Below are 26,911 nucleotides of genomic sequence, written 5' to 3' on the forward strand. Positions count from 1 at the left end.
CTCGAGACCTGGAGACGAATGTCTTTCCGCACCACCACCGACGTCGGATACGTCGAGGACGTGTCACCGGGCAGCGGGGCCCTTCCGCCCCGCGCTCGGTACGCGTCCTCGGACGCCGCCTCCCTCTCACTGAACGGGAGTTGGCGTTTCCGGCTGTCAGGGACGGCCGACGCCGAGGACGACTCGTTCACCGAGGACGGCTACGACGCCGGGGACTGGGCCGAGGTGACGGTCCCCGGCCACTGGGTCCTCCAGGGCGACGGCGCCTTCGGTTCGCCGATCTACACCAACCACCTCTACCCCTTCCCCGTCGACCCGCCCCGGGTGCCGACCGAGAACCCGACCGGCGACCACCTGCGCGTCTTCGACCTGCCGTCCGACTGGCCCGGCCTGTCGGACGGCGGGGCGGTGCTGCGCTTCGACGGCGTCGAGTCCTGCGCCCGGGTGTGGCTGAACGGCACGGACATAGGCGAGTTCAAGGGTTCCCGGGTGCCGCACGAGTTCGCGGTCGGGCACCTGCTCAGGCCGGCCGGCAACGTCCTCGCCGTCCGGGTCCACCAGTGGTCGGCGGGCTCGTACCTGGAGGACCAGGACCAGTGGTGGCTGCCGGGCATCTTCCGTGACGTCACGCTGCTGCACCGCCCGGCCGGCAGCGTGCTCGACTTCTTCGTGCACGCCTCCTACGACCATGTCACGGGCGAGGGCACCCTGCGCGTCGCTTCCGATGTCGACGGGCGGGTCCGCGTGCCCGCCCTGGACATCGATGTCGAGACCGGGTGCGCGGTCACGGTGCCGGTGCGTCCGTGGACGGCGGAGACACCCGCGCTGTACGACGGCGAACTGGTGACGGAGGGCGAACGGGTGCCCCTGCGCATCGGTTTCCGTACCGTGGAACTCGCGGACGACCTGATCAAGGTCAACGGCCGGCCGGTCCTCTTCAAGGGCGTCAACCGCCACGAGTGGCACCCGCGCACAGGCCGGGCCCTCGACCTGGAGACGATGCGCGCGGACGTGCTGCTGATGAAGCGGCACAACGTCAACGCCGTGCGCACCTCGCACTACCCGCCCCACCCGGCCTTCCTCGACCTGTGCGACGAGTACGGGCTGTGGGTGATCGACGAGTGCGACCTGGAGACCCACGGCTTCGTCGAGCAGGACTGGCGGGACAACCCCGTCGACGACGACCGCTGGACCCCGGCCCTTCTCGACCGCGCCGCCCGCATGGTCGAACGGGACAAGAACCACCCGTCGGTCGTCATCTGGTCCCTGGGCAACGAGGCCGGCACCGGGCGCGGCCTGACCGCCATGGCCGAGTGGATCCACGGCCGCGACTCCTCGCGCCTCGTGCACTACGAAGGCGACATCGACTGCCGTGACACGGACGTCTATTCGCGCATGTACGCCTTCCACGAGGAGGTGGAGCGGATCGGACAGGGGCTGGACGGCGGCACCCACAAGCGCCGCCGACTGCCCTTCATCCTCTGCGAGTACGCCCACGCCATGGGCAACGGGCCGGGCGGACTGGCCGACTACCAGCGGCTCTTCGAGGCGCACGACCGCCTCCAGGGCGCCTTCGTCTGGGAGTGGATCGACCACGGCATCGAGCACTCCGAGCTGGGCTACGCCTACGGCGGCGACTTCGGCGAGGAACTGCACGACGGCAACTTCGTCTGCGACGGTCTGGTCTTCCCCGACCGGACGCCCTCACCAGGCCTGGTCGAGTTCAAGAAGGTGATCGAGCCGGTCTCCTTCGACGGCGCCGACGGCTCCGACAGCCGCATGGTTCGCGTGACCAACAAGCAGGACTTCGCCGACCTGTCCGCACTGGCCTTCACCTGGGCCTTCCAGGTGGACGGCGAGACCGTCGCAACGGGCGAGCTGGCGGTGCCGGCGCTCGCGGCGGGCGAGTCGGCCGAGGTGAAGCTGCCCGAGGCGCCGGCCGGAGCTCCGGCCGGCGCGGAGACGGGCTGGACCGTCCGGGCGGCGCTCGCCGAGGACACCGCCTGGGCCGCCCGGGGGCACGTGGTGGCGTGGGGCCAACTGCCGGTCGGCAGCCGCACGCTGCCGTCCCTGTCCGCCACCGGGGGGCCGGTCGTCGAGGACGGGACCGTCACGCTGGGCCCGGCCTCCTTCGACGCCCGCACGGGCGAGCTGCGGACGATCGGCTCGGTGCCCGTGACCGGGCTGCGTCTGGACGTGTGGCGGGCGACCACCGACAACGACGACGGCGCGCCCTGGCAGTCGGACGTCCGCCACGGTGTGCTCTGGCGCAGGCTGGGCCTGCACCGGATGCGGCACCGGCTGGACGCGGTCGAGGTCGACGACGGCGCGCTGACGGTACGCACCCGGGTGGCGCCCGCCGCCTGGGAGGTGGGGCTGTCGACGGTGTACAGGTGGACGTCGGACGGCGACCGTGTCCAGCTGACCGTGTCCGTCACCCCGGAAGGCGACTGGACGGTGCCGCTCCCCCGCCTCGGTATCCGCTTCGGACTCTCCGAGGCCGACCGGGTCTCCTGGTTCGGCGGCGGACCCGGCGAGGCGTATCCGGACAGCAGGACGGCGTCGGCGGTCGGCCGCTGGCATGCGACGGTCGACGGTATGCAGACGCCGTACGTCCGCCCGCAGGAGAACGGCGCCCGTGCCGACGTCCGCTGGGCCGAGCTCGGCGGACTGCGCGTCGAGGGCGCCCCGGAGTTCTGGTTCAGCGCCCGCCGCTGGACGAACGAGCAGCTGCACGCCGCCGAGCACCTCACCGACCTGGTGCCGGGCGGGACGGTGTGGGTCAACCTCGACCACGGCCAGCACGGCATCGGCTCGCAGTCCTGCGGTCCGGGCCCGCTCCCGCAGTACTTCCTGAACGCCGCGCCCACCGAGTTCTCGTTCGTTTTCACCGCAACCGATTAATCGATTGACCGATTGATCGACTTTCCGACACGGTGATGACGTCTCCCGCGGCCGGCCGGCTCCCAGCCGGCCGGCCGCGCTTCTCTGGAGGTTGAACGAGTGATCGGCAGCATCGAGGTGCGCGGCTTGTCCCGCACGTTCCACACCACCGTCCGCCGGCCCGGCCTCGTCGGCGGCCTGCGCTCCCTGATCGACCCCGAGCGGGTCGCCAAACACGCCGTCCGCGACATCACTTTCGACGTGGCCGCGGGTGAACTCCTCGCGCTGCTCGGCCCGAACGGCGCCGGCAAGTCCACCACGATCAAGATGCTGACGGGCATCCTCACCCCCACCTCCGGCGAGGCACGCGTCGCGGGCGTGGTGCCGTACCGGGAGCGTGAACGCAACGCCCGCAACATCGGCGCCGTGTTCGGCCAGCGCACACAGCTGTGGTGGGACCTGCCGGTGCGCGAGTCGTTCGCGATCCTGCGCGACATCTACGAGGTTCCGAACACGGAACACGCGACCCGGTTGCGGGAGTTCGACGCCCTGCTCGATCTCTCCTCCTTCTGGGACACCCGCGTGCGCCATCTCTCCCTCGGCCAGCGCGTGCGCTGCGATCTCGCGGCGGCGCTGCTGCACGACCCGCCCGTCGTCTTCCTCGACGAGCCGACCATCGGCATGGACGTGGTGGTGAAGGAGCAGGTCCGCGAGTTCCTGCGCCACCAGGTCGAACAGCGCGGCCGGACCGTGCTGCTGACCACGCACGACATGACGGAGGTCGAACGGCTCGCCGAGCGCGTGGTGCTGATCAACCACGGGCGTCTCGTCCTGGACGGCACCCTCGACGAGATCCGCCGCACGTTCGGCTCCACCTGGCAGGTCCGGGCCACCCTGGCCGATCCGCACACCGAGGTCGTGGCACTGCCGGGGATCGCCGTGCTGCGACACGAGGGCTCCCGGGTGGTGTTCGGGCCGGACGGACCCGGCGCGCCGACGGTGCACCAGGCCCTGAAAGCGGTCATCGAACGGTACGAGGTCAACGACGTCGCCCTGGACGAGGCGGAGTTGGAGGACGTGATGCGGGCCGCGTACGTGCAGGCCGGGGACGCCTGATGGCACTCCCGCACGCCTGGCGCGCCGCCCGGGTCACCCCGCTGGGCGAGTTGCACACCCCGCCCCGGATGACCGCCGCCCTGCTGCGGCTGGCGGTCCAGGTGGTGCTGGTGGCCTCCCTGTGGCACGGCCTGTACGCCCACACCTCGACGACCGCCGGAATGAGCCGCGACCAGGCGGTCACCTACGCCGTACTGGCCGTACTGGCCTCCCGGCTGCGGGAACTGGACCAGTACGCGGCTCGGGACACCGTGATCCAGCACATGCACTTCGGCACCATCGTCTACTGGTACCTGCGCCCGCTGTCGCCCCAGCGCTACTACGCCCTGCGGGCACTGGGCGAGCAACTGTACGGACTGGTCTGGGCGTTGGCCGGCTACGCCGTGTGCCTGGCTGCCGAAGTGGTGGATCCGCCCCGGTCGGCCGCCGTGGCGGGGGTGTTCGCGCTGAGCCTCCTGCTCGGCCAGTGGATCCTGTACTACGTCATGCTGGCCATCGATCAGCTGTGCTTCTTCACCCTGCGCAACAACGCGGCCATGCTCATCCTGATCTTCGCGCAGAACCTGCTGTCCGGGGTGTACGCGCCCCTGTGGTTCTTCCCCGACTGGTTCGTCACGATGAGCGGATTCCTGCCCTTCCAGGCCACGCTGAGCGTGCCGCTGTCGCTCTACGTCGGCCGTATCCCGCTGTCGGACGCCGGGGCCGCGCTGCTCTTGCAGGCGGCCTGGGTGGCGGCGCTGGCCCTGTTCACCCGGCTGGTGTGGCGACTCGCCGCCCGGCAGGTCATCTCGCAAGGAGGCTGACGCTCTTGAAAGCCGTACGCCTCGCCTGGCGCATCACACGTCTGAACTTCCGCGCCCAGCTGGAGTACCGGTCCGAGTTCCTGATGATGGTCGCGATCGGCGCCGTCTGGCAGGTCTCGGTGATCGTGTTCGCGACCGTGCTGCTGACCCGTTTCAGCGGGATGGGCGGCTGGGACAGCTCGGACGTGCTGCTCATCCCGGCGACCCGGATGCTCGCCCACGCTCTGTTCGTCCTCTTCCTGGGCCGTATGCACGGCATCGGGTACTTCATTCAGGAAGGAAAGATCGACGTCTGCCTGGTACGGCCCATGCCGGTGCACCTCCAGGTCCAGCTGCGCATGTTCCCGACCAACGCGATCGGTGACCTGACCGTCGCGGTGGGCCTGATGGTGGCCGCGCTCGGCCGCAGTCACCTCGACTGGACGACGGGCCGGATCTCGTACCTGGTGGCGGCCGTGCTCGGCGGGATGCTGCTGGAGGCCGCCCTGTTCACGGCGGTCGCCTCCGCAGCCCTGCGGTTCCCGGCCGCCGACTACTGGGGCGGCTGGCTGGAGGAACTGCTCGGCACCTTCGGCAGCTACCCGCTCAACGTGCTGCCCAAGGCGGTGGGCGGCCTCCTGACGTACGGCCTGCCCCTCGCGTTCGTGGCGTACTTCCCGGCCGCCGTCCTGACCGGCCACGGCCACAGCACCGGCGCCCCCTACTGGCTGGCGGCGGCGTCCCCCCTGCTGGGCCTGCTCGCGTACCTCGGCTCACGACTGCTGTGGCGGTGGAGCCTGAGTCACTACACGGGAGTCAACGGCTGACGGCCGGGGCCACCTTGTCCCGGCCACCCCGGCCACCCCGGCCACCCCGGCCACCCCGGCCCCTTAGGATCCTGACCAGACACCCCACCTCTCCAGGTCCGAGCGCACCCAAGGCGGCCCCCATGCCACGAGTCGGCCTCACCACCGACCGCCTCGTCGAAGCCGCCGCGGACCTCGCCGACGAGGTCGGGTTCGACAACGTCACCGTCTCGGCGCTCGCCCGGCGGTTCGGGGTCAAGGACGCGAGTCTGTACGCGCACGTCAGGAACGCGCGGGAGCTGCGGACGCGGCTCGCCCTGCTGGTCGGCGGCGAGATGATCGACCGCATCGCCGCGGCCGTCGTCGGGCGCGCCGGCAAGGAGGCGCTGGTCGCCTTCGCGGGGGCGTACCGGGAGTACGCCCTCCGGCACCCGGGCCGGTACGCGGCCACCCAGGTCCGTATCGACCAGGAGACCGACCGGGAACTGGCCGCGGATTCCCCCGCCCTGCGCCGTACCGCCGAGGTCACCTACGGCATGCTCCGCGCCTACGGCCTCGACGAGCCCGACCTCACCGACGCCGTCCGCCTGCTGCGCAGCACCTTCCACGGCTACTGCATGCTGGAGGCCGGCGGCGGCTTCGGTGCGCCCCGGGACGTGCAGCGGTCGTGGGACAAGGCGATCGACGCCCTGCACCTGGCCCTGACCCACTGGCCGCGGGAGGCTGCCGACGCCGGCTGACGCCGCGGCCGGCCCCGGCGGGAGGTCCCGCCGCCGCCGGCCGTCGGCCTCAGCCCGCGGCCCGTTCAGCCGCGCTGCGCTCCACGCAGAACTCGTTGCCCTCCGGGTCGGCGAGGACCGCCCACCCGGTGCCGTCGGGCTTGCGCCGGTCGTCGGCCAGCGTGGCGCCGAGGGCGAGCAGACGCTCGACCTCCTCCTCCCGGGTGCGGTCCTGCGGCTGGAGGTCGAAGTGGACGCGGTTCTTCTGGTTCTTGGCCTCCGGGACGGTGACGAAGAGTATGCCGGCGCCCTCGATCAGAGCCTCCGGGTCGCCCGGGTGGTCGTCCTCGTGGAGGGGGAGGCCGAGCACCTCGGACCAGAAGCTGCCGAGGGCGTAGGCGTCGGAACTGTCGATCGTCACGTGACGGATGGCAGAAGTCATAGCCGGATTCTTCTGCACACCGATCACGCACGGCAACGGGATTCCGCTCCCCCCGTCCGCCCCCGCTCAGCGGGGCCCCACCGACCACTCCGGCGTCCCGGACAGCCCGTCCGAAGCGGTGAAGCGGAAGCGGCGCGCCGAACCCGTCGGCCACCGCACGCTCAGGTCGTGGGCGCCGTGAGCGGTGTTCTCCACCTCCACGGACACCAGTTCCCGCAGGGGCAGGGGGCGGGGCTCGGCCGTGAGCCGGGCCAGCGCCACGAAGAGGGTCGCGGGACCCTCTCCCGCCGCACCGGACAGGCCGGAGAGACCGGAGAGGCCGGAGAGGGGGGACGTGCCCGTGAACCCGTGCACGGGCACCAGCTCCGCCCGCGCGTCGCCGCCCTCGGCCGGTGCCCAGCCCGTCACCCGCACCGGCGTCCCCGGCGCCGCGCCGGACACCAGATGGGCCCGCACCTCCAGCGCCCCCTCGGCCACCACCAGGCTCGTGATCTCGGTGCCGGAGCCCAGCACGTGCCGGGAGGCGGCCCAGTCCTCCCCCACGCCGAGCGCGACGATGCCCTCGCGGCGGGAGTCGCCGCCGACCGTGACCGTGTTGTCCGGCGGCGTCTCCAGCGGCCGGGTGAGCGTGGAGTACGCGAACCGCGTGTAGTGGGGGTCGTAGCGGACGTCCTCGCTGCCGTGGTTGTGCAGACGTACCAGTCCGTCCGAACGCGTCGACTGGAGCAGCCAGTTGGGGGCAGCGACCGGGGTGACCGCGTCCTCCCGGTCCACCGGTCCCGGCTCCTCCCGCGCGGTCCACACCTCGTGTTCCGGCGGGAGCAGCAGGCCGAGGAAGCCCTTGCTCGCCCAGTACGGGGAGGCCGGTCCGGAGTAGCCCTGGAGGACGGACTCGTCGGGGCCGTGCCAGCCGAGCGTCAGCAGACCGCGTTCGTCGACCGCGTCCCGTTCCAGGAAGTACTTCAGCGCGCCCGAGGCCAGGCGGCGGGTCTCGCCCGGGAGCAGCGGGGTGTGGCCGGTGAGGGCGCCCAGCCAGAGGGGGGCGGTGGTGGCGAAGCGGTAGGTGAGGGAGCGGCCCTGGTGCAGCGGCGCTCCGTCGCCGCCGAACAGACGGGCGTAGTCGGCGAGATGGGTCCTGAGCCGGCCGCCGTAGAGGGCGAGCAGGCCGGGGTCGTCGGCCAGCCAGGCGTGCAGGACCGGATAGAGGTGCATGGCCCAGCCGTTGTAGTAGTCGAAGGCACGGCCGGGGCCGTCGCTGTACCAGCCGCCGCCGACGTACCACTGCTCGATGCGCTCGAGACCGCGGTCGATCGCCTTTCGGGAGGCCTCCGGCTCATGGCCGGCCGACTCCAGGAAGCCGCCGACCGTCACCGGGAACAGTTCCCAGTTGCAGGGCCAGGCCTCGGCGGTCAGCGCGTCGCCGAGCCAGGCCGCGGCGCGCTGCCGGACCGCGTCGTCGAGGCGGTCCCAGAGCAGCGGACGGGTCAGGCGCAGGGCGAGGGCGATCGAGGCGGCCTCGACGAGGGGCTGCCCGCGGTCCTCGATCCGGGGCCAGACGCCGCCGACACCGGCCGCGAGGCCGCTCGCATAGCGCTCCAGCGCCGTCTCGTCGCGGCGGAAGGCGGCCAGGAGCAGGGTGCGGGCGTACCCTTCCAGGCCGTCGGAGAGGCGGCCCGACCAGCTCTGCCGGCTGCCGGGGAAGTGGTAGAGGGCGCGGTCGTCGGTGGCGTACGGCTCCACCGCGGCGAGCAGGGTGTCGGCGGCCGCTTCCCAGTGGGCGCGGGTGTACCCGGTGCGGGGGCTGCGGGCGGGGTCGGGCGGGGGCAGGCGCATCTGTGGTTTCTTTCCTTCGCGGCCGGGGCGGAGCCTGGGTGAGGCCAGGACCTGGGGGCGTCCCGGTTCCGGTCGGGGCGCCCCCAGGCGTTCATCCCGCCCGCACGGCGCCTCTCGGCACCAGATGCAGGGCGGCGAGTTCGTCGCGGACCAGGTCCGCGTAGACCGTCGCTCCGTACACGGAGGTGTGCGTGTTGTCGCGCTTCTCGTTGTACAGGTAGAGGGCCTTGGAGCCCTCCACCCCGAGCGACTCCACCAGCGCCTTGGTCCTGGCGGTGAGGTCGATCAGCGGTACGTCCTGCGCGGCGGCGACCGAGCGGATCACCGCCGGGTGGTCGACGCCGAGTCCGTTGACCAGGAGAGCCGTTCCGTTGTTCAGTGTGCCGTCGGCATTGAACCAGCGGCGCACGATGGGCGTCACCAGGACCGGCCGGCCGCCCTGCTCCCTGACTCCCGCCACCATGGTCTCGAGATTCGCCCGGTACGTCACCTCGTCGGTCGTCTTGTCGTTGTGGGCGAGCTGGACCAGGACGAGGTCGCCGGGGCGGATCAGCGGCCGGACCGTGGCCCAGAGCTGCGGGTTCCCCAGATAGGTGACCGTACTCTCCCCGGAATCGGCGTAGTTGGCGACCGAGACGCCCTTGCGCAGGTACTGCGGCAACTGCTGGCCCCAGCCGGTGTACGGTTCCGCGGCCTGGTCGCAGACCGTGGAGTCGCCGACGAGGAAGACCTGCCGCGTGTGCCGGGCCGGGGTGACCCGGATGTCGGCCAGGGCAGGCGCCGAGCCGCCGATCCTCAGGTCAAGGCCGGCGGTTCCGGCCACGCCGGTCGGTTCTCCCTCAGGGGTGCGGACGTCGACCGTGAAGGCGCGGACGACGCGTCCGCCTGCGGGGGCGGTGGTCTCGGGCAGCAGGGCGCGCCGGGTCTCGCCGCCGATGCCGGTGCTCGACCCGGTGTCACCGCCGAGGACGACCTCGACGTCGTAGGCGCCGGGCGGGACGTCGAAGTGGCACCCGGTCGCCGTGCAGTTCTCGATGCCCAGCGGTGCGCGGCCGCCGTGGTCCTGGGCGGCGGATGCCGACAGCGGAGTGATGGCCAGCGTCAGTGCCGCCAGCACGGCGATGTTGAAACGTCTCACGTGCGGCTCCTCCGTCGTGGGAACAGGGCCTGGCGGCTGGACCGTACCGCCTCTGGCAAGCGCTTTCTAGACCTGGGACCGATTTCACAAGATTGCCAACCTCCCGCGAACGAAAGCCCTTTCGCGAAATCGATTCAACTGTCAATCTCTCAGACACCCGCACCCCCCACACCTCCCGAAGGAGGCACCCCCATGTCCGGATCCGAGAGCCACAGCCCGGTCCGACGCCGTACCTTCGTCCTCGGCGCCGCGGCCACCGCCGGCTCGGCCGCCCTGACCGCCGGGCCGCTCGCCCGGCCGGCCGCCGCGGCGGCCTTCGGCTACACCGACGACGGCTCGAACTACGTCGTCGACACCGGCGCCGACCTCGTCTTCAAGGTCAGCAAGAGCACCGGTGACCTCACCTCGCTCGCCTACCGGGGAACCGAGTACCAGGGATACGGCGGCATGAACTCCCACATCGAGTCCGGGCTCGGCAGCTCGACCGTGACGATCGCGCGGTCCGGCCCGACGATCCTGATCTCGGTCACGCACGGCACGCTCAAGCACTACTACGCGGCCCGCAGCGGCGAGAACAACGTCTACCTGTGGACGTACAAGGCCGACACGTCCGTCTCGGCGACCCGGTACATCGTGCGCGTCAGGGCGGGCCTCTTCCCCAACGACGAGCCCGACTCCTACACGTACACGACCAGCACCGTCGAGGCATCCGACGTCTTCGCGAAGTCCGACGGCCAGACCCGCTCCAAGCACTATTCCAAGCGGCGCACCATCGACTACGACCACGTCGGCTGGACGACCGGCGCCGTCGGCCTGTGGATCGTGCGCAGCAACCACGAGAAGGCCTCCGGCGGCCCCTTCTACCGCTCCCTGCTGCGCCACCAGAGCGCCGACGGCGGCGGTCTGTACGAGATCCTGTACTACGGCCAGAACCAGACCGAGGAACAGCGCTTCGGTCTCCAGGGCCCCTACGTCATCGCCTTCACGGACGGCGGCGCGCCCTCCTCCTCCCTGTTCCCGGGCACCCTGACCACTCCATGGGCGGACTCGCTGGGCATCTCCGGATACGTCGCGGCGAGCGGCCGGGGCCGGGTCGCGGGAGTCGGCATCACCGGGCGCGACACCGCGTACCCGTACACGGTCGCACTGGCCGGCGCGGAGGCGCAGTACTGGGGCCCGGCACGGTCGTCCGACGGCTGGTTCTCCATCGCGGGGGTGCTCCCGGGGACGTACACGCTGACCGTCCACAAGAGCGAGCTGGCTGTGTTCAGTACACAGGTGACCGTGTCCGCGGGCGCCACGACCACCCTCAACTCGATCGCGATCCCGTCCTCGAACGATCCCGCCAACGCGGGCGCGATCTGGCGGATCAACGACTGGACCGGTACGCCGAGCGGCTTCAAGAACGCCGACCTGATGACGTACGCGCACCCGTCGGACGTCCGGGCCGCGGCCTGGACCGGCAACGTGGTGATCGGCAGCGGAGCCGAGACCTCGGACTTCCCCTGCTACCTCTGGAAGGACGTCAACAGCGGTCTGCTCGTGTATTTCAAGCTGACCGCGGCCCAGGCCGCCGCCGCGCACACCCTGCGCATCGGTGTGACGACGGCCTACGCGAACGGACGGCCGCAGGTCGTGGTGAACGACACCTGGACCTCGGCCGTCCCCTCCCCGCCCACCCAGCCCAGCACCCGGTCCCTGACCAACGGGTCCTACCGGGGCAACAACCACACCTTCACCTACAGCGTCCCGGCGAGCGCATGGCTCACGGACACCGGTCGGTACAACGTGCTGAAGATCGACGTGGTGAGCGGTTCGGGGTCGGCCGCCTATCTCAGCGCGGGCACGGCGATCGACGCGATCGACCTCCTCGCGTGACGTAGGTCAGGTGCCGCGCGTCCACTGCTGGTTGGTCCCTCCGTTGCACGTGTAGGTGATGAGGGCGGCGGAGTTGGCGGTGGACGCGCCGTTCACGTCCAGGCACTCGCCGCTCGCGCGGGCCTTGACGTTGACGTAGCTGCCCGACGTAGTCAGCGACCACTGCTGGGCGGCGGCCGTCGCGTCGCAGTTCTCCTGGCTGACCGTGCTCGCGTTCTCCTGCACGCACAGGGAGCTGCTCCGGACGACCAACTGGTAGTAGCCGCCGCCGACGGACTTGAACCAGTACTTCTGGTTGTTTCCGCTGTTGCAGTCCCACTGCTTGATCTGGGCGCCCGCCCAGAGGGACTGGCTCGTGACGTCCGCGCACTTGCCGCTGTGCCGGGCGACGAGCGTGTTGTACGTGGCGCTCGTGCCGGTGACCGTGCCGGCCGCCGTGTCCACGGTGATCTCCGGGGACCAGGACATCGACAACGAGGTGCTCGTGGGGAACGTCAGCGGCAGCCAGACGTAGCGGGAGTCGTTGACGGTCCCGCCGAAGGAGTTGCCCCAGCGGTCGCCCAGGTAGAGGTAGGAGGTGCCCGAGGTCCCCTGGACGGGAAGGACGTACGCGGTCTGCGAGCCGTACGCCGTCGCGTCGCCGACGTTCGTCATGGCCGACCAGGGGCCGGCGAGGGAGGTCGCCGTGGCGTACTGCTGCTGGTTGGGGTTCCAGCCGGTCGCGGCCGAGGTGAGCATGAAGTAGACGCCGCCCCGCTTGAACAACGCGGGCGCCTCGCGGTGGCCGCCGTGCCAGGGGTCGGCGACGAGGCTCGCGATCCCGGTGTAGTCGGCGGTCAGCCGGTAGATCTGGAGGTCGTAGTTCTCGCGCGCGGCGGAGACCATGTACCCGGCGCCGTCGCTGTCCACGAAGACCGTGATGTCACGGGACATGTGCTGGTCGAGCGGGCGGAAGCTGCCCTGCCAGGCGTAGTTCCCGTCGACGGTGTCCGACACGGCGACGGCGGCCCGGGCCTCGCTGTAGTCGGTTCCGTTCTCCTTGTGCATCCACATCACGAACTTGCCGGTGGACGCGTTGTACATGACCTTGGGGCGTTCGATGTTGGCGGAGGCCAGCTCGGGGTCGCTCGACTGGGTCAGGACGTGGTTGCGGAACTCCCAGTTCTTCAGGTCGGTGGAACGGTAGGCGTCCACGTACCGGAAGGTGTTGTCGGCGTTGCGGTCCTCGCCGAACCAGTAGTAGTAGGAGCCGACTTTGAGCACTCCGCCGCCATGGGCGTGCACGGGGCTGCCGGAACTGTCGGTGAACTGCGTGCCGTCGGCGATCGTCACAGGCGCCGCCTGAGCGGGCCCCGCGGTCGCCAGGGCGCCGATCAGCACCAGACAGAGGGCGAGCAGGGCGGTGTACGCACGTCTCATCGGGGCCTTCTTTCGTGGATACCCCGGCCTTCGGGCCGGGGAGGAGACGAAGTTCCTGCGGAGCGGGGCAGGGGAAGTCGGTTCGCCGCCAGGGCGGACCGGTGTCCACCGCCCACCGGCCGACACCCGTCACTCACAGGGGAGCTGATGGAGTGTGAGGCATGGCGGAGCAGGTCAAGCGGGCGTTCAGGTACCGCTTCTACCCCACGGACGAGCAGGCGGCTGAGCTGTCGCGTACGTTCGGCTGCGTCCGCCTGGTGTACAACAAGGCGCTTCAGGAGCGCACCCGGGCCTGGTACGGCGAGCAGCGCCGCGTCTCCTACGTGCAGTCCTCCGCCGCGCTCACGCAGTGGAAGAAGACCGAACAACTGGCCTTCCTGACCGAGGTGTCCTCGGTTCCGCTCCAGCAGGCGCTGCGCCATCTTCAGACGGCGTTCGCCAGCTTCTTCGCCAAGCGGTCCAAGTACCCGCGCTACAAGTCGCGCAAGAAGTCCCGGTCGTCGGCCGAGTACACCCGCAGCGCCTTCACCTGGCGCGACGGACAGCTCACGCTTGCCAAGATGGCGGAGCCGCTGGACATCCGCTGGTCGCGTCCACTGCCCGATAACAGTGAGCCGACCACTGCGACCGTGTCCCGCGACGCGGCGGGACGCTGGTTCGTGTCCCTGCTGTGCGAGGACAGCATCGCCCCGGCCCCCGCCACCACAGCGGCGGTCGGCCTGGACGCCGGGATCACCTCCCTGGTGACCCTGTCCACCGGGGAGAAGATCGCCAACCCGAAGCACGAGCGCCGTGACCGCGCCCGTCTCGCCCGTGTGCAGCGTGAGCTGTCGCGGAAGGCGAAGGGCTCGGCGAACCGGGAGAAAGCCCGGCGTCGCGTCGCCAAGGTCCACGCGCGGATCGCCGACCGGCGCCGCGACTTCCTGCACAAGCTGTCGACTCGTCTCGTCCGTGAGAACCAAACGGTCGTGATCGAGGACCTCACCGTCCGCAACCTGCTGAAGAACGGCAAGATCGCCCGCGCCATCTCCGATGCAGCCTGGACGGACCTGCGCTCCATGCTGGAGTACAAGTGCGCCTGGTACGGGCGCGAACTCGTCGTGATCGACCGCTTCTTCCCCAGCTCGAAGCTGTGCGGGGCCTGCGGCACGGTCGGCGGGAAGCTGCCGCTGAACGTCCGCGAGTGGACATGCGACGGCTGCGGCACTGTGCATGACCGCGACGTGAACGCGGCGCGCAATATCCTGGCCGCCGGGCTGGCGGTGTCTGCCTGTGGAGACGGTGTAAGACCTCAACGGGAGTCCTCCCGGACGGGGCGGTCGTCGATGAAGCAGGAACCCCAGCGGGCGACCGCTGGAATCCCCCGCCTTCAGGCGGGGGGAGGAAGTCAACTCACGCACTCTCTTTCACGGTGTCGGCGAGGGGACGCCGAGGTCGGGGTGCCGCCCGGCTCCAGGGGAACGTCTGGATCCGGGCCGGCGGTCGGGTCGTTCGACGGGGCGCCGTCGGTCTCCTCGGGCGGGCCCGCGGGGGCACGCGGGTACAGCGACTGCCTGTCGGGGAGTGGGCGTTCGGAATCACGAACGACATGTGGAATGACGAACGCCGAAAAGGTAAGGGCGTGTTACGGGCAGGTCAACGGGTCTGACGGGACTTGACGGAAAGCCCTTTCCGGAGTTTTCCGGCGGGATGGTGGTTTTCCGGGACGACCGAGATCCGGCTCCAGCCGGACGACGGCGGATTTCTGTTATCCGTGTCGCGCCGGAGCGTCTCCGATGTGTGCGCAGCCCTCTCCACACCTCAGCAGCGACCGCCGGCGCCCTCGCGAGCCTCGCCGCCCTCCTCGCTCTCGCTCCCCCGGCCCTGGCCGCCGGCGCCCGGGACGTCACCGCCGACGTCCTGGCGAACCGGGACGTGACGCTCTCCGGCGACACCGTGGTCACCGTGCCCTCGGGGACGACGACCTACGACGGCGTGTTCCGGGGCCGCGGAACGCTCACCGTGCGCGGCGGCGGGACGCTCGTCCTGAGCAAGGACAGCGACTTCACGCTGCCCGTCGCGCGGCAGCGGCAGGTGGTGCGGACGCAAGGCGGCAACCATCCCTACACGACGGTCGCCCAGCCCGACCCGCCCGCGATCACCGTGGAGCGCGGCGCGACCCTCCAGTACGGCACCGGCGGAAGCACGGGCCTGATCGGGCACTTCCCCTACGCCACCCCCGGCTACCGGCTGAACCAGCTCAACGTCCGCGTCGACGGCACGCTCAGACTGTCACTGACGCGCACCTTCAACATCGGCACGATCAGCGGCGCCGGTCTGGTCACCCAGCCCCGCAACATGTGGGGCACGCTCGACCTGGCGGGCAGCCACCCCTTCTCCGGGGTCATCGACAACGGCACCGGAATGGCGGTCGGGCGCCCCGAGTACCCGGTGTCGTTGCCCAACGCCCGGGCGATCCTCAACCAGGGCTCCTGGATCATCGACACACCCCTGAACCAGACGGTCACCCTGCGGCAGGACTTCTACCAGCGGGAGTACGGCAGCGACGTCAACGTGCACACCCGGCCCGGCAGCAAGGTCGTCCTCACCGGGCAGTACAGCTACAGCGACCGGGGCGGCGACACCGACCCCTCGCTCAGCAACCCGGACCTCAACTGGCGTCCCGTCGCCCACCGTTCGAACAAACGCGGCACCAACATCGAGGGCGCCGACGTGCGGTGGGGCGACGGCACCACGCACAGGATCTTCATGCCGGGCACCGAGGACACCGTGTACATCAACCTGCACGAGGCCAGTGGACGGCGGTCCCGGCTGACGTTCGACTACGACGGACCGGTCACCCTGGGCGCCCCGATCGGCGGCGGCAGGTACCACGACACGCTGGCCGCGCCGGGCGCGGGCGACGTCGTCATCGCCGGGACCGAGGGCAACGACGTCACCTTCGCGGCCGCGCAGGACTACGACGGTTCGACCACCGTGGAGAAGGGGGCCGTCCTGCGGCTGGGTTCGGCACAGGGAGACGGCTCCTTGCTGACCGGCACCGACCGGCGCCGGATCGTGAACGACGGCACCCTCGTCGTGCGCAACACGAAGACCGCGATCTCCCTGTCCCGGCTCGGCGGCAGCGGCTCACTCGTCCAGTCCGGAGCGGCGACGACGACCCTCACGGGGTCCGCGGTGACGTACACCGGGACGACGACGGTCCAGCGGGGAACCCTCGCGCTCAGGGACGGGGCGACCCTCGCCAACAGCAGGGCGGTCCGGCTGACATCGGCGGGAGCGCGACTGGACACCGGCGGCCCGGCGCTGCGGGTGACGAGCGCGCTCAGCGGCAAGGGAGCCGTGCACGGATCCGTCATCAACGAGGGCGTGGTCGCGGGCGCGCTGACCGTGACCGGCGCCTACACGCAGAACGACAAGGGGCAACTGGTGCTCGGTGACACCCCTCTGAAGGTGGGCGGCAAGGTCGCCCTGGCCGGCGCGCTCGACCTGTCCGCGGCGGGCAGGACCGCCGGGACCGGTGCCGGCACCGCTGCCACCTCCGCCTCCGGCGAGGCCTCCGCCACCGCCACCGCCACCGCCACCGCCACCGCCACCAACGGAAAGCAGCCCGTCCGGGAGATCACCGTCCTGAACCACACGGGTGACACCCCCACGACCGGCGCCTTCGACGGCCTGCGCGAGGGAGCCGAGGTGCGTCTGGCGGACACGACGTACCGGATCACCTACAAGGGCGGTGACGGCAATGACGTCGTCCTCACCGCGACGGCCGCGAGCCCTTCGGGGAACGCGCCCGCACGGGCCTCGTCGGGCGCGGTGACGGCGCGGACGCGCAGCGCGGGGGCGGCCGCGAGCGGCGCGTTCGGCTGGTGGCCGTACGTCCTGGCGGCCGGTCTGCTCGGCGGGCTGCTGATTCCGGCGTCCAGGCGCACGCGGGGCGGTGGAGGCCGCCGGGGCGGACGGCACTCGGCGTCCGGGCGCTGAGCCGTCGTGCGACCCGCCCCCGGCGATGCGTGCCTTGCAGCACCCCGCCGGGGGCGCACCCCCTGTGCGCGTCCGCGTCCCGTGCCGCGGTCATCGTGTTCAGCCAACGGACGGATACGGCTGTCCGCCGCCCTTCGACTAGCCTCGTGTCATGACCAGCGACACCCCTGCTCCCCTCGCCGAGACCTCCCTCGCCGCGGCCCTCGCCGCCGGAGCCGTCGTCCTCGACGGCGGTATGTCCAACCAGCTGGAGTCCGCCGGACACGACCTGAGCGACGAGCTGTGGTCGGCGCGGCTGCTGGCCGAACGGCCCGAGGCCATCACCCAGGCGCACCTGACCTATTTCGAGGCGGGCGCGGACGTTTCGATCACCGCCAGCTACCAGGCCACGTTCGAGGGCTTCGCCAAGCGCGGCATCGACCACGCCGAGGCCGCCCGGCTGCTCTCGCTGAGCGTGGAACTGGCCCGGCGGGCGGCCCGGCAGGCCCGGGAGGGGGGCATCACCCGCTCCCTGTGGGTCGCCGCGTCGGTGGGGCCGTACGGGGCTATGCTCGCCGACGGCTCTGAGTACCGGGGCCGCTACGGGCTGAGTGTCGAGGAGCTCGAACGTTTCCACCGCCCCCGGCTGGAGGTCCTGGCCGCCGCCGCGCCCGACGTGCTGGCGCTGGAGACGGTGCCCGACGCCGACGAGGCCGAGGCGCTGCTGCGCGCGGTGCGCGGGCTCGGTGTGCCGGCCTGGCTGTCGTACTCGATCGCCGGTGACCGTACGCGCGCCGGGCAGCCGTTGGACGAGGCGTTCGCCCTGGCCGCCGACGCGGACGAGGTGATCGCGGTGGGGGTGAACTGCTGCGCCCCGGAAGACGTCGAAGCCGCCGTGGCGACCGCGGTCCGGGTGACGGGCAAGCCGGTCGTCGTCTACCCGAACAGCGGCGAGGCCTGGGACGCGCAGGCCCGCGCCTGGCGTGGCCGGTCCACGTTCACCACCGAACAGGTGCTGGGCTGGCGGGAGTCGGGAGCGCGGTTGATCGGCGGCTGCTGCCGCGTCGGCCCGAACGCGGTCACGTCGATCGCCCGAACCCTGACCTCCGCGTAGCCCTCCACCCGGCCGCGGGGCCCGCCCCGGCCCTGGCTGCCGTGCCGGCCTCCGGTGCCCGTCCCCGCCCTCGCTGCCGCCCCGGCCCCGGGTGCTCGTCCCGGCCCCACACGCCCGTCCGAGCCCAAGGCGCCGTCCCGGCCCCACACGCCCGCCGCGGCCGCCGGAAGTGCCCTCGCGGCCTCGGGCGCCGTCCCCGTCCGGGGCGCCTGTCCCGGCCTCGGGACCCGCTCCCGCCCTCGCTGCCGTGGCGGCCCCGGGTACTCATCCCGGCCCAAGGCGCCCGTCCCGGACGCCAGAAGTGCCCTCGCGGCCTCGGGCGCCGTCCCCGTCCGGGGCGCCTGTCCCGGCCTCGGGACCCGCTCCCGCCCTCGCTGCCGTGGCGACCCCGGGTACTCATCCCGGCCCAAGGCGCCCGTCCCGGACGCCAGAAGTGCCCTCGCGGCGTCGGGCGCCGTCCCCGTCCGGGGCGCCGTCCCCGTCCGGGGCGCCGTCCCCGTCCGGGGCGCCGTCCCCGTCCGCGGTGCCTGTCCCGGCCTCGGGCGCCTCTCCGTTCACGGTGTGCTGCCCCGGCCTCCCGACGCGGCCGGGCGGCCGACGTGGCGCGGGCGCGATCAACCGCCCGGCCGACGGCGAGGTGGCCGCGGGCCCGCGTTTCGCGTCGGCTCAGGGTTCCCTCACTCCCCCGGCCCGGCGCAGCCGGCGTACCGCCGATCTCAGCTCCGTGGCGCGCGGGGCCCTGCCGGGCGGCGGGCCGGAGGGCGCCGTCGTCTCGGCGACGGGCTCTCCGGGTGGCCCGGCCGCCGCCTCGGCCGCCCAGAGGGCCAGCTCACGGTCCCGCGGACCGTACGCGGTGTACGACACACCGCCGGCCGAGGACCGGCCGCCGTCCTCCTCGTGCCGCTCGCTGTCGGCCGCGCCGAAGATCCGCACCGGATGCGCCGCGCCCCAGTGCTCCCAGCCGGGGTCTCCCGTGGCCACGAACCGGGTCCACGCCCCGTGCATCGCGTCGGCGAGTTCCTGCGGCGCACCGCCCCCGGCGAGCTTCGCGGACTCGGCCGTCTCACCGGTGTCGAAGACGAAGCCCAGCTCGAGGGCGTGGCAGGCGCCCAGTCCTGGCCTGCGCGAGGGCCAGGCGAACTCGTACACGTAGGACGACCCGGGGCGTGCCTCGGCCAGCTGGCGCAGGGGGCGGCGCAGCAGGCTGTCGGTGACCATCTGGCCGACGATCTCGGCCGTGCCGGTCCCGGGGTGCAGGGTGCGGTATCCGCGCGGCACCTCGTGGCCGCAGCGGCAGCGTGCCATCGCGCCGGCCAGGGCGACGGGTCCCATCCGGTCGACGCGCTCCATCAGCCCGCCCGGGACCAGCCACAGCCGGTACTCGTCCCGGGTCCACCCGAGGAGCAGGTCGACTCCGGCGGCCGCGTCCCCGTCGACGAGGGCCCGGAGCGGGTCGCGCGGTACGAGGTCGCCGTCGACGACGATGCCGAAGGCGGGTCCGCCCAGGACCGGGCTGCTGAGCCTGCCGACCTCGGCCTGGGTGCGCAGCAGCACGTCCCGGTCGACGGCGGCGAAGGCCTCGGCGGTGGCGGGGATCCTCAGCCGGTTCGCCATGCGGCGCACCATGCGCCGGACCTTGTCCCGCTCGAGGGCCTCCGGCGGTCCGCTCTGGAGGACGGCCCGGCGGAACAGCCCCTGTGCCTGCGGGGCGGCGATCAGGACTCCCGCGCTGATCGCTCCGGCGGACTGTCCCGCCAGGGTGACCTTGTCGGGGTCGCCCCCGAAGGCCGCGATCGAGTTGTGGACCCATTCCAGTGCCGCGAGCTGGTCACGCAGACCGGGGTTGGCGGGGGCGTCCGGGAAGAGTCCGTACCCCTCCACCCCCAGCCGGTAGTTGATCGAGACGAAGACGATGCCGTCGCGGGCGAAGTTCCGCCCGTCGTACACCGGCACGGCAGAGGAGCCCCTGGTCAGGGCGCCGCCGTGCAGCCACACGAGGACGGGAAGCCGAGCGGCCGGGCCGGGCTCGGGCGTCCAGACGTTGAGGTTGAGACAGTCGTCGCCCGCGACCACGGGGTCGGACAGGTACCGGGCGAAGGCCTCGGAGTACGGCGGTTTCGGCGGCGTCGGACCGAAGGCGCCCGCGTCGCGTACGCCCTCCCAGGGCTCGGGGGGCACGGGCGGACGGAATCTGCGGGCCCCGAAGGGGGGCGCCGCGTACGGGATCCCGCGGAAGGCCGCGACGCCGTTCTCGTACCTCCCGCGCACGGCCCCGTACGGGGTCGGAACGACGGGGTCGGGGTCCGCCGGAGCCTCGCCCCCGGTGTCCGCACGGTCCGCTGTCATCTGCCCACCAGCCCTTCGCCGCGCTTCCGCACCGGTATGACCAGAGCACCACACCCACGCTCGGTATTCCGGCGCAGGGGCCTGCGGAGGGGCTGTTCGGCCTACTCGGGGGCTGCCGGCGTCGAGCCGGTCGTGGCCGCCGCTCGTGGAGCCGCGGCCGGTGTCCACCGCCCGGTCCTGGGCTGTCAAGATCCCGTGTTTTCCGGAGTCTTCACGTCACGGCCGGGCACCCCTAGGATAGCAAGCGCTTTCTGTGAGCCGCCTGTTCCCGGACCGGCTCCGTAAGGGCGCTGGTCGAGCTTTCGCTGGCCCTCGGGCGGGCCGGAGAGGTGGTTCCCGATGGTGCGCACGGCGAGTGCGGGTGCGGGCGTGACGGGTGGGCCGACCCTTGCGGTCGTGGCCCGGGAGGCGGGCGTGTCCGTGCCGACCGCCTCCAAGGTGGTCAACGGCAGGGAGGACGTCGCCCCCGAGACCAGACGCCGGGTGACCGAGGCCCTGGACCGGCTGGGCTATGTCCGCAGACCGCGCTTCGACGCGAGCAGGCCGCCGAGGCTGATCGACCTCGTCGTGCACTCGCTGGACAGCTCCTGGTCGGGCGCTGTGCTGCACGGGGTGGAGGAGGCGGCCCACGACGCGGGCCTGGACGTGGTCGTCTCGGCCGCCCTGTCCCGCAGCCGCGTCGACCGTCCGCAGCGCGGCTGGCTGGACAGGCTGACGGCGCGCGGTTCGTCCGGGGTGCTGTTCAACCTGGCCGAGTTGACGGGTTCCCAGTACGCCTGGCTGGAGCAGCAACGCACCCCGTTCGTGATGATCGACCCGGTGGTCGAGCCCCCGCCGGGGGTGGTGTCGGTGGGCGCGGCGAACTGGCAGGGCGGAGTGACGGCGACCGAACACCTGCTGGCGCTCGGTCATGAACGCATCGCCGTGATCGCCGGCCCGCGCCGCAGGATGTGCAGCGGCGCCCGGGTCGCCGGCTACCGCTCGGCCCTCGCCTCGGCAGGACTCGCGCCACGCCCCGAGTACCTGCGCGACGGCGACTTCGACGAGTCCGTGGCCCATCGGCGCACGCACGAACTGCTCGACCTGCCCGAGCCGCCGACGGCCGTCTTCGTATGCTCCGACCGCATGGCCCTCGGGGTGTGCCTGGCCCTCGCCGAACGGGGGTTGGAGGTCCCCCGGGACATCAGCGTGGTCGGGTTCGACGACCTGCCGGAGGCCCGGTGGACCACCCCCGCTCTCACCACCGTGCGCCAGCCGCTCGCGGAGATGGCCGCCACCGGGTTACGGCTGCTGCTGCGGATGATGGACGGCGAGCACCCGGAGGGAACCCGGACCGAGCTGTCGACGCGACTCGTGGAGCGGGCGAGTACGGCTCCGCCGCGCCGGCCGCCGGGGACGTGATCACGGCCGCCTCCCGGCCCCGTGATCACGTCCGGCATCCCGGGCCGCCCCGGCGGCGTGGGCGGCACGGGGCCGGGGCGGCCGGCCGCCTCAGCCGTCGCGCGCGGCCCCGGTCCTCGCCCCGGCCCTCGCCTCAGTCCTCCCCGCGGTCCGGGCCGCCGACCAGTGCCTCCATCATGTCGACGGCGCTTCCGTCGTGGTCGCTGCCCGCCGTGCCGCTGCTGCCCTGCTGGACGTTGGCCGCCCGGTCGACCTCGAGGATCGAGTCGGCATGCGAGTTGTCGACGACGGTGATCAGGCTCCCCTCGGCGACCGCCGGTGCCGTGGCGGCGCCCAGCAGGGCGGCGGCCAGGACCGTCGCCGCTCGGAGCCGGCGCGGGACCGGACTCACGCGTTCACGCTCTCGGGTGCGGTGCGCAGGCGCGCGATGTTGCGCTCCAGCAGTTCGGTCGAGGCCCGCACGCCGATGCCGCTCGCCGTGTCGACCTCGGGCAGCCGGCCGTCGGTCCGCTTGAGGTCGGTGAGCGCGGAGTCCATCGCCGCGTGGGCGGCGAAGAGACACGGCGTGCTGTAGATCGCGACGTTCACGCCCAGGTCGGACAGCTCGCCCAGGGAGAGCCTCGGCGACTTGCCGCCGGCGATCTGGTTGAACAGCAGCGGCTTGTCCCCCGCCACGTCCCTGATCCGGCGGATCCAGTCCACGGTGCGGACTCCGTCGACCAGGATCACGTCCGCGTCCGTCGCGGCCAGCGTCCTGGCCCGCCGCAGGATGTCGTGCTCGTCGGTGGCGTCCGTGCGGGCGACCACGACCAGGTCGCGCCGGGTGGCCAGCACCATCTCCAGCTTCACCAGGTACTCGTCGAGCGGCAGGACCTGCTTGCCGTCGGCGTGCCCGCACCGTCGCGGCCGCTTCTGGTCCTCCAGGATCACGCCCGAGGCCCCGATCCGTTCCAGGGCCTCCACCACATGACAGGCGACCTCCGGATCGACGTAACCGTCGTCGATGTCCACCAGCAGGTGCTGCCGCGGGAACGCGCCCCGCAGTCGCTGGACGAACGCCAGCATGTCCGGCCAGGCGATGAAACCGATGTCCGGCAGTCCGTAGTGCGAAGCCGCGAAGCCGAAGCCCGAGACGAACATCCCGTCGTAGTGCTCCGCCGCGATCGACGCCGAGTACATGTCGTACACGCCGATCAACGGGGTCGTTCCGGGTCCGGCGATCTGCTCCCGCAGCTTGTTCCCGTAAGTCACCGTCCGGCTCCTCCAATGGAGTCGAGGGGTCGACACATCAACCGCAAGAGGGCGGCCGCGACACGACAGCCCTTTGCCAGGACAAAAGGATCTCCATGCCGACGTACGGCACTCGCGGCGCGAGGGCTTGCGCTCACCCCGATGGCGCAACCGGTTCACCGGAGAAACGTCACTGGTCGCGCAGACAATGCCGCCCAGCCGATGCCACCGCTCGGATGGGCCAGGAAGGGGTGGGGGCCCGGGGCGCGGCGGCAGCATCTGCCGCTCCTGCCCACCCGTCGGGTACATCCGAAACCGTGCCATGCCCCGAAACGTGGACCACACGTTCCCCGGCCGCGCACCCCGTCGATCACCATCACCCATGCGAGTGACCACACCCCGCCGGCCACCGACCGTCGGCGCCGGGTCCCTCCACTCCCCGTCACCACCGCCTGTCCGTGGCCGCCCCTCGCCATCCCGGACGACGACGCCGGATCGCCCTGACGGCGATCCGGCTACCCCTGCCCCGGCCCCGCTCCGCGGGAGCCGGCATTCACCCCGGCCCTGAAGGGACCAGGCACCCCGCCCGAAAGCCAGGTGGACACGCCCCACGGGCCGGTGACCTTCGGCTGACCCGGGCGCCCGCCCGCGTCCTCGGCGGACGCAGCGCCCTGTCTCCGGGCGCCCGCGTGTCCGTGTCCCCGCGTGTCCCCGTCTCCGCGTGTCCGATTCGTTCAAGACCGGCCGCGGGCGCGCTGTCTACGGTTTCCGTATGAGTCCACGATTCGATGCCGTCGGCCTGGTCGTCTCCGACATGGCCGCCTCCGTCTCCTTCTACCGCCGGCTCGGCTTCGCCTTCCCCGCGGGGGCCGAGCACGAGCCGCACGCCGAGGCCGGACCGCCCGGTGGCCCGCGGCTGCTGCTGGACACCGAGGACACCGTCCGCTCCTTCCACCCGCAGTGGCAGCCACCGTCCGGGGGCGGCCGGGCCTCGCTCGCGCTGCGCTGTGAGACACCGGCCGAGGTCGACACGGTGTACGAGGAGGTGCTGGCCGCGGGGCACCGGGGCGAACTGAAGCCGTGGGACGCCTTCTGGGGTCAGCGGTACGCCGTGGTGCTCGACCCGGACGGCAACGGCGTCGACCTGTTCGCGCCGCTCTCCGTGTGACCGGCCCGCGGGTGCGCCAGTACGCCGAGGGTGAGACCGGTGAACTGCCGGACGTCCCGCGCCAGATGGGCCTGGTCGGCGTAGCCGGCCCGGTCCGCGGTGTCCGCGTGCGGCATGCCCTCCCGGGCCAGCGCGAGAGCTCGTTGCAGGCGCAGGATACGGGCCAGCGTCTTGGGGCCGTAGCCGAAGGCGGTCAGCGAACGGCGGTGCAACTGACGTGCGCTCAGGCCGAGTTCATCGGCGGTGTCCGCCACGCCACGGCCCGCGGCGAGGGCGGCGACCAGTCGGCGCAGGGCCCGGTCGGGGGGCGCCGCTCGCTCCAGCGCCAGTTCCTCCAGGGCCACCGCCGGCTGGGCGGCCGCGGCGACCCGGCCGCTCAGCCGGCGCACTTCGCTGGCCGGCCACAGATCCGCCAACTCCACCCGCCGGTCGCGCAGTTCCTGGGCCGGTACGCCGAGCAGCGCGGGTGCGGTGCCCGGGAAGAGACGGATGCCGGCCCAGGCCGTGGGAGGGCAGTCCAGGTGGTGTGCGCGGGTGTCCGGCCCGGCGACCAGCAGTCGGCCGTCGCTCCACAGCAGGTCCATGCACCCGTCGGGGAGAACGGGCAGCGCGCCGGGCGCCGCCGACGGCGTGTTCGTCCACAGCACGGCCCCTGCAAGCCGGGAGGCCCGCTCCTCGTACATGTACGCCAGGCTACGCCGCCGTCCGGGACCGCCCCGGCCTCTCGGGGCGCCGCGCCTAGGCCGCCCGGGTCCGGTGTTCCTGCGGGCTGACCCCGTACACCCGCTTGAAGGCGCTGGAGAGCGCGAACGAACTTCCGTAGCCGACCCGGCGGGCGATCGCGCCGATGGTGTCCTCGGTGTCGCGCAGCAGGTCGGCCGCGAGGGCGAGGCGCCGGCCGGTGAGGTAGGTCATCGGGGGTTCGCCCAGGAGGTCCCCGAAACGGCGGGACAGGGCCGCCCGGGAGACACCCGCCTTCGCGGCCAGGGAAGCGACGGTCCAGGGGTGCGCCGGGTCGTCCTGGAGCAGACGCAGGACGCGGCCGACGACGGGGTCCGCCAGCGCCTGGTACCAGGCCGGAGCAGCCGCCTGCGGGCGCGAGAACCAGGCCCGCAGCGCGGCGATGACCAGGAGGTCGAGCATGCGGTCCAGGACGACCTCCTGACCCGGTTCGTCGCGGACGATCTCCTCCATGAGCAGGGGCGTGAGGGGGCACGGCCAGATATCGGAGGTGAGGGACAGCAGCGGGGGCAGCGCGTCGAGCAGCCTGGCGCTGATCTCGCCCTGCATCAGATACGTGCCGATCAGGACGACCGTCGAACCGTCCGGACGGTCGCCCCAGGTGCGGACCCCCAGGTCCATGGAGCCGTTCAGGAGGCGCCCGTCGGGATACGCGCACCGGCCGCCGGGGAGGATCAGCGCCTGCGGATGCGTGCCGGGGGCGTCGGCGCAGGTGTAGGGGGCGGGCCCGCGGGCGATGGCGAGGTCGCCGGCCCGCAGACGGACGCCCTCCCCCTCGTCCGGAAGGACCAGGCCCTCGCCGCGCACCATGAGCATCACCGTCAGCGGGGCGCGGTCCTCGACCCGTACGGCCCACGGCGGGTCGAAGCACGCGCGGATCATGAGCGCGCCACGCGCGCGTGGGCCCTCGAGCAGCCCTGCGAGAGGGTCCCCCCGCGTGAGCATGTCCGGGCGTGGGGGAGCGTCCGTCGGGCCGGGAGCGTCCATGGGGTCAGCGTAGACGCGCGCTTATGGGAATGAGCCGTTCAGCGATGGGCCGGTGCGGCGCACGGCAGTTGACTGGACGCATGACACAGAACTCGGCACGGACACAGAGCACGGCACGGGGGATGACGGTGGTGGTGACCGGCGCGTCCGGTCGTACGGGCAGCCGGGTGGCGCAGGCGGCGGGGGCCGCCGGGCTGACCGTACGGGCGGCCTCGCGGGCCCGGGGCTTCGACTGGCACGACGCCTCGACCTGGGCGCAGGCACTGCGCGGCGCGGACGCGGCCTACCTGGTGTACCCCACGGACGTGGGGGCGCCGGAGGCGGCCGACGCGGTGGGGCGGCTCGCCCGCGAGGCGGTCGCGCTCGGGGTGCGGCGGCTGGTGCTGCTGTCGTCGCGGGGTGAGGAACGGGCGCTGCCGACGGAGGAGGCGCTGCGGGCGTCGGGCGCGGACTGGACGGTCGTACGGGCCGCGTGGTTCGCGCAGAACTTCAGCGAGGGGCCGCTGGTCGAGGAGTTGCGGAACAGCGGTGAGCTGGTGTTTCCCGGTGGCGAGGTGCGAGAGCCGTTCGTGGACCTGCGCGATGTCGCCGAGGTGGTGGTGACGGCGCTCACCGGGGGCGACCGGTACGTGGGCGAGGCGCTGGACGTGTCCGGGCCGAGGCTGCTGACGTTCCGGGAAGCGGTCGCCGAGGTGGGACGGGCCGGCGGGCGCGAGCTGACGTACACGCCCGTGCCGGCGCGGCGGTACGGCGAGCGGCTGGCCGGGTTCGGGGTACCGCCGCAGGAGGTCGCGTTCCTGGTGGAGCTGTTCGAGTCGCTGCTGGACGGGCGCAACGCCCACCTCTCGGACGGCGTCCGGCGGGTGCTCGGCCGCGAGCCGCGGGACTTCGCGGACTTCGCGCGGGAGGCGGCGGGGGCGGGCGTCTGGAAGGCGTAGCGCCCCT

Annotated in this window: 20 protein-coding genes and 1 pseudogene; 12 read left to right on the forward strand and 9 right to left on the reverse strand. The window is 72.4% G+C overall.

Features of this window, described 5'->3' with window-relative positions:
* Positions 1-18 precede the first annotated feature (18 nt).
* The 5 genes from OHS71_RS10165 (at position 19) to OHS71_RS10185 (ending at position 6,327) form a co-directional block, all read left to right on the forward strand.
* Entirely contained in the window at positions 19-2,904 is a 2,886-nt protein-coding gene (locus OHS71_RS10165) for a glycoside hydrolase family 2 TIM barrel-domain containing protein (protein WP_328479030.1), read from the forward strand.
* 99 nt (positions 2,905-3,003) lie between these two features.
* Positions 3,004-3,999, forward strand: coding sequence for an ABC transporter ATP-binding protein (locus OHS71_RS10170; protein WP_328479032.1), 996 nt, complete (start codon positions 3,004-3,006; stop codon positions 3,997-3,999).
* A complete protein-coding gene (locus tag OHS71_RS10175) occupies positions 3,999-4,802 on the forward strand; it encodes an ABC-2 family transporter protein (RefSeq protein ID WP_328479034.1) in 804 nt (267 codons plus the stop codon). Before OHS71_RS10170 ends, OHS71_RS10175 begins: the two co-directional genes overlap by 1 nt.
* 5 nt (positions 4,803-4,807) lie before the next feature.
* Positions 4,808-5,608, forward strand: a complete 801-nt coding sequence (locus OHS71_RS10180; protein WP_328479036.1) for an ABC transporter permease — start codon at positions 4,808-4,810, stop codon at positions 5,606-5,608.
* A gap of 122 nt (positions 5,609-5,730) precedes the next feature.
* Positions 5,731-6,327 (forward strand): TetR/AcrR family transcriptional regulator, encoded by a 597-nt coding sequence (locus OHS71_RS10185; protein WP_328479038.1) that lies wholly within the window; start codon positions 5,731-5,733, stop codon positions 6,325-6,327.
* A 49-nt stretch (positions 6,328-6,376) separates the two neighbouring features.
* On the opposite strand, the gene OHS71_RS10190 is transcribed toward OHS71_RS10185, so the two are convergent.
* From OHS71_RS10190 to OHS71_RS10200, 3 genes are all read right to left on the reverse strand, one after another.
* Entirely contained in the window at positions 6,377-6,748 is a 372-nt protein-coding gene (locus tag OHS71_RS10190) for a VOC family protein (protein WP_328479040.1), read from the reverse strand.
* A 66-nt stretch (positions 6,749-6,814) separates the two neighbouring features.
* Positions 6,815-8,581, reverse strand: coding sequence for a DUF2264 domain-containing protein (locus OHS71_RS10195; protein WP_328479042.1), 1,767 nt, complete (start codon positions 8,579-8,581; stop codon positions 6,815-6,817).
* Between the two features lie 91 nt (positions 8,582-8,672).
* A complete protein-coding gene (locus OHS71_RS10200; RefSeq protein WP_328479044.1) occupies positions 8,673-9,719 on the reverse strand; it encodes a rhamnogalacturonan acetylesterase in 1,047 nt (348 codons plus the stop codon).
* Positions 9,720-9,911: 192 nt separating this feature from the next.
* Between OHS71_RS10200 and OHS71_RS10205 the strand changes: the two genes are divergently transcribed.
* Positions 9,912-11,597, forward strand: coding sequence for a rhamnogalacturonan lyase B N-terminal domain-containing protein (locus OHS71_RS10205; protein ID WP_328479046.1), 1,686 nt, complete (start codon positions 9,912-9,914; stop codon positions 11,595-11,597).
* A gap of 6 nt (positions 11,598-11,603) precedes the next feature.
* Here OHS71_RS10205 and OHS71_RS10210 read toward each other — a convergent pair whose 3' ends face one another.
* Entirely contained in the window at positions 11,604-13,016 is a 1,413-nt protein-coding gene (locus OHS71_RS10210) for an RICIN domain-containing protein (RefSeq protein ID WP_328479048.1), read from the reverse strand.
* Between the two features lie 161 nt (positions 13,017-13,177).
* On the opposite strand from OHS71_RS10210, the pseudogene OHS71_RS10215 reads away from it, so the two are divergent.
* The 3 genes and pseudogenes from OHS71_RS10215 to mmuM all read left to right on the forward strand — a co-directional run.
* Positions 13,178-14,386, forward strand: a pseudogene (locus OHS71_RS10215) (RNA-guided endonuclease InsQ/TnpB family protein); the annotation flags it as partial.
* 409 nt (positions 14,387-14,795) lie between these two features.
* Positions 14,796-17,000: an autotransporter gene (locus OHS71_RS10220; protein WP_328479050.1), complete on the forward strand. Its 2,205-nt coding sequence runs from the start codon at positions 14,796-14,798 to the stop codon at positions 16,998-17,000.
* Positions 17,001-17,151: 151 nt separating this feature from the next.
* Entirely contained in the window at positions 17,152-18,093 is a 942-nt protein-coding gene (gene mmuM, locus OHS71_RS10225; protein WP_328479052.1) for a homocysteine S-methyltransferase, read from the forward strand.
* Positions 18,094-18,759: 666 nt separating this feature from the next.
* Here mmuM and OHS71_RS10230 read toward each other — a convergent pair.
* The gene (locus tag OHS71_RS10230) at positions 18,760-20,439 is read right to left on the reverse strand and encodes a carboxylesterase/lipase family protein (RefSeq protein WP_328479054.1); all 1,680 of its coding nucleotides are present in this window, start codon (positions 20,437-20,439) and stop codon (positions 18,760-18,762) included.
* Between the two features lie 339 nt (positions 20,440-20,778).
* Here OHS71_RS10230 and OHS71_RS10235 point away from each other — a divergent pair, with 339 nt between their 5' ends.
* Complete coding sequence (locus tag OHS71_RS10235) at positions 20,779-21,840, forward strand: LacI family DNA-binding transcriptional regulator (RefSeq protein ID WP_328479056.1); 1,062 nt, start codon at positions 20,779-20,781, stop codon at positions 21,838-21,840.
* A gap of 133 nt (positions 21,841-21,973) precedes the next feature.
* Here OHS71_RS10235 and OHS71_RS10240 read toward each other — a convergent pair whose 3' ends face one another.
* Positions 21,974-22,231, reverse strand: a complete 258-nt coding sequence (locus tag OHS71_RS10240) for a hypothetical protein (protein ID WP_328479058.1) — start codon at positions 22,229-22,231, stop codon at positions 21,974-21,976.
* Positions 22,228-23,091, reverse strand: coding sequence for an isocitrate lyase/PEP mutase family protein (locus OHS71_RS10245; RefSeq protein ID WP_328479060.1), 864 nt, complete (start codon positions 23,089-23,091; stop codon positions 22,228-22,230). Before OHS71_RS10245 ends, OHS71_RS10240 begins: the two co-directional genes overlap by 4 nt.
* A gap of 751 nt (positions 23,092-23,842) precedes the next feature.
* Between OHS71_RS10245 and OHS71_RS10250 the strand changes: the two genes are divergently transcribed.
* On the forward strand, positions 23,843-24,238 hold the full coding sequence (locus OHS71_RS10250) for a VOC family protein (RefSeq protein WP_328479062.1): 396 nt from the start codon (positions 23,843-23,845) through the stop codon (positions 24,236-24,238).
* Here OHS71_RS10250 and OHS71_RS10255 read toward each other — a convergent pair.
* Both OHS71_RS10255 and OHS71_RS10260 read right to left on the reverse strand, forming a co-directional pair.
* A complete protein-coding gene (locus tag OHS71_RS10255; protein ID WP_328479064.1) occupies positions 24,169-24,921 on the reverse strand; it encodes a helix-turn-helix transcriptional regulator in 753 nt (250 codons plus the stop codon). The two genes, OHS71_RS10250 and OHS71_RS10255, sit on opposite strands and share 70 nt — an antisense overlap.
* 55 nt (positions 24,922-24,976) lie before the next feature.
* The gene (locus OHS71_RS10260) at positions 24,977-25,924 is read right to left on the reverse strand and encodes an AraC family transcriptional regulator (RefSeq protein ID WP_328484462.1); all 948 of its coding nucleotides are present in this window, start codon (positions 25,922-25,924) and stop codon (positions 24,977-24,979) included.
* A 122-nt stretch (positions 25,925-26,046) separates the two neighbouring features.
* Between OHS71_RS10260 and OHS71_RS10265 the strand changes: the two genes are divergently transcribed.
* The gene (locus OHS71_RS10265) at positions 26,047-26,904 is read left to right on the forward strand and encodes an NmrA family NAD(P)-binding protein (protein WP_328479066.1); all 858 of its coding nucleotides are present in this window, start codon (positions 26,047-26,049) and stop codon (positions 26,902-26,904) included.
* Positions 26,905-26,911 lie beyond the last annotated feature (7 nt).

Source organism: Streptomyces sp. NBC_00377 (assembly GCF_036075115.1).
Lineage (GTDB): Bacteria > Actinomycetota > Actinomycetes > Streptomycetales > Streptomycetaceae > Streptomyces.

Bases quoted from the DNA above. Each gene is read 5' to 3' on its own strand.
- OHS71_RS10165 (WP_328479030.1), top strand. From the start codon at position 19: ATGTCTTTCCGCACCACCACCGACGTCGGATACGTCGAGGACGTGTCA.
- OHS71_RS10175 (WP_328479034.1), top strand. From the start codon at position 3,999: ATGGCACTCCCGCACGCCTGGCGCGCCGCCCGGGTCACCCCGCTGGGC.
- OHS71_RS10185 (WP_328479038.1), top strand. From the start codon at position 5,731: ATGCCACGAGTCGGCCTCACCACCGACCGCCTCGTCGAAGCCGCCGCG.
- OHS71_RS10190 (WP_328479040.1), bottom strand. From the start codon at position 6,748: ATGACTTCTGCCATCCGTCACGTGACGATCGACAGTTCCGACGCCTAC.
- OHS71_RS10195 (WP_328479042.1), bottom strand. From the start codon at position 8,581: ATGCGCCTGCCCCCGCCCGACCCCGCCCGCAGCCCCCGCACCGGGTAC.
- OHS71_RS10205 (WP_328479046.1), top strand. From the start codon at position 9,912: ATGTCCGGATCCGAGAGCCACAGCCCGGTCCGACGCCGTACCTTCGTC.
- OHS71_RS10210 (WP_328479048.1), bottom strand. From the start codon at position 13,016: ATGAGACGTGCGTACACCGCCCTGCTCGCCCTCTGTCTGGTGCTGATC.
- mmuM (WP_328479052.1), top strand. From the start codon at position 17,152: ATGACCAGCGACACCCCTGCTCCCCTCGCCGAGACCTCCCTCGCCGCG.
- OHS71_RS10230 (WP_328479054.1), bottom strand. From the start codon at position 20,439: ATGACAGCGGACCGTGCGGACACCGGGGGCGAGGCTCCGGCGGACCCC.
- OHS71_RS10235 (WP_328479056.1), top strand. From the start codon at position 20,779: ATGGTGCGCACGGCGAGTGCGGGTGCGGGCGTGACGGGTGGGCCGACC.
- OHS71_RS10250 (WP_328479062.1), top strand. From the start codon at position 23,843: ATGAGTCCACGATTCGATGCCGTCGGCCTGGTCGTCTCCGACATGGCC.
- OHS71_RS10255 (WP_328479064.1), bottom strand. From the start codon at position 24,921: ATGTACGAGGAGCGGGCCTCCCGGCTTGCAGGGGCCGTGCTGTGGACG.
- OHS71_RS10260 (WP_328484462.1), bottom strand. From the start codon at position 25,924: ATGCTCACGCGGGGGGACCCTCTCGCAGGGCTGCTCGAGGGCCCACGC.
- OHS71_RS10265 (WP_328479066.1), top strand. From the start codon at position 26,047: ATGACACAGAACTCGGCACGGACACAGAGCACGGCACGGGGGATGACG.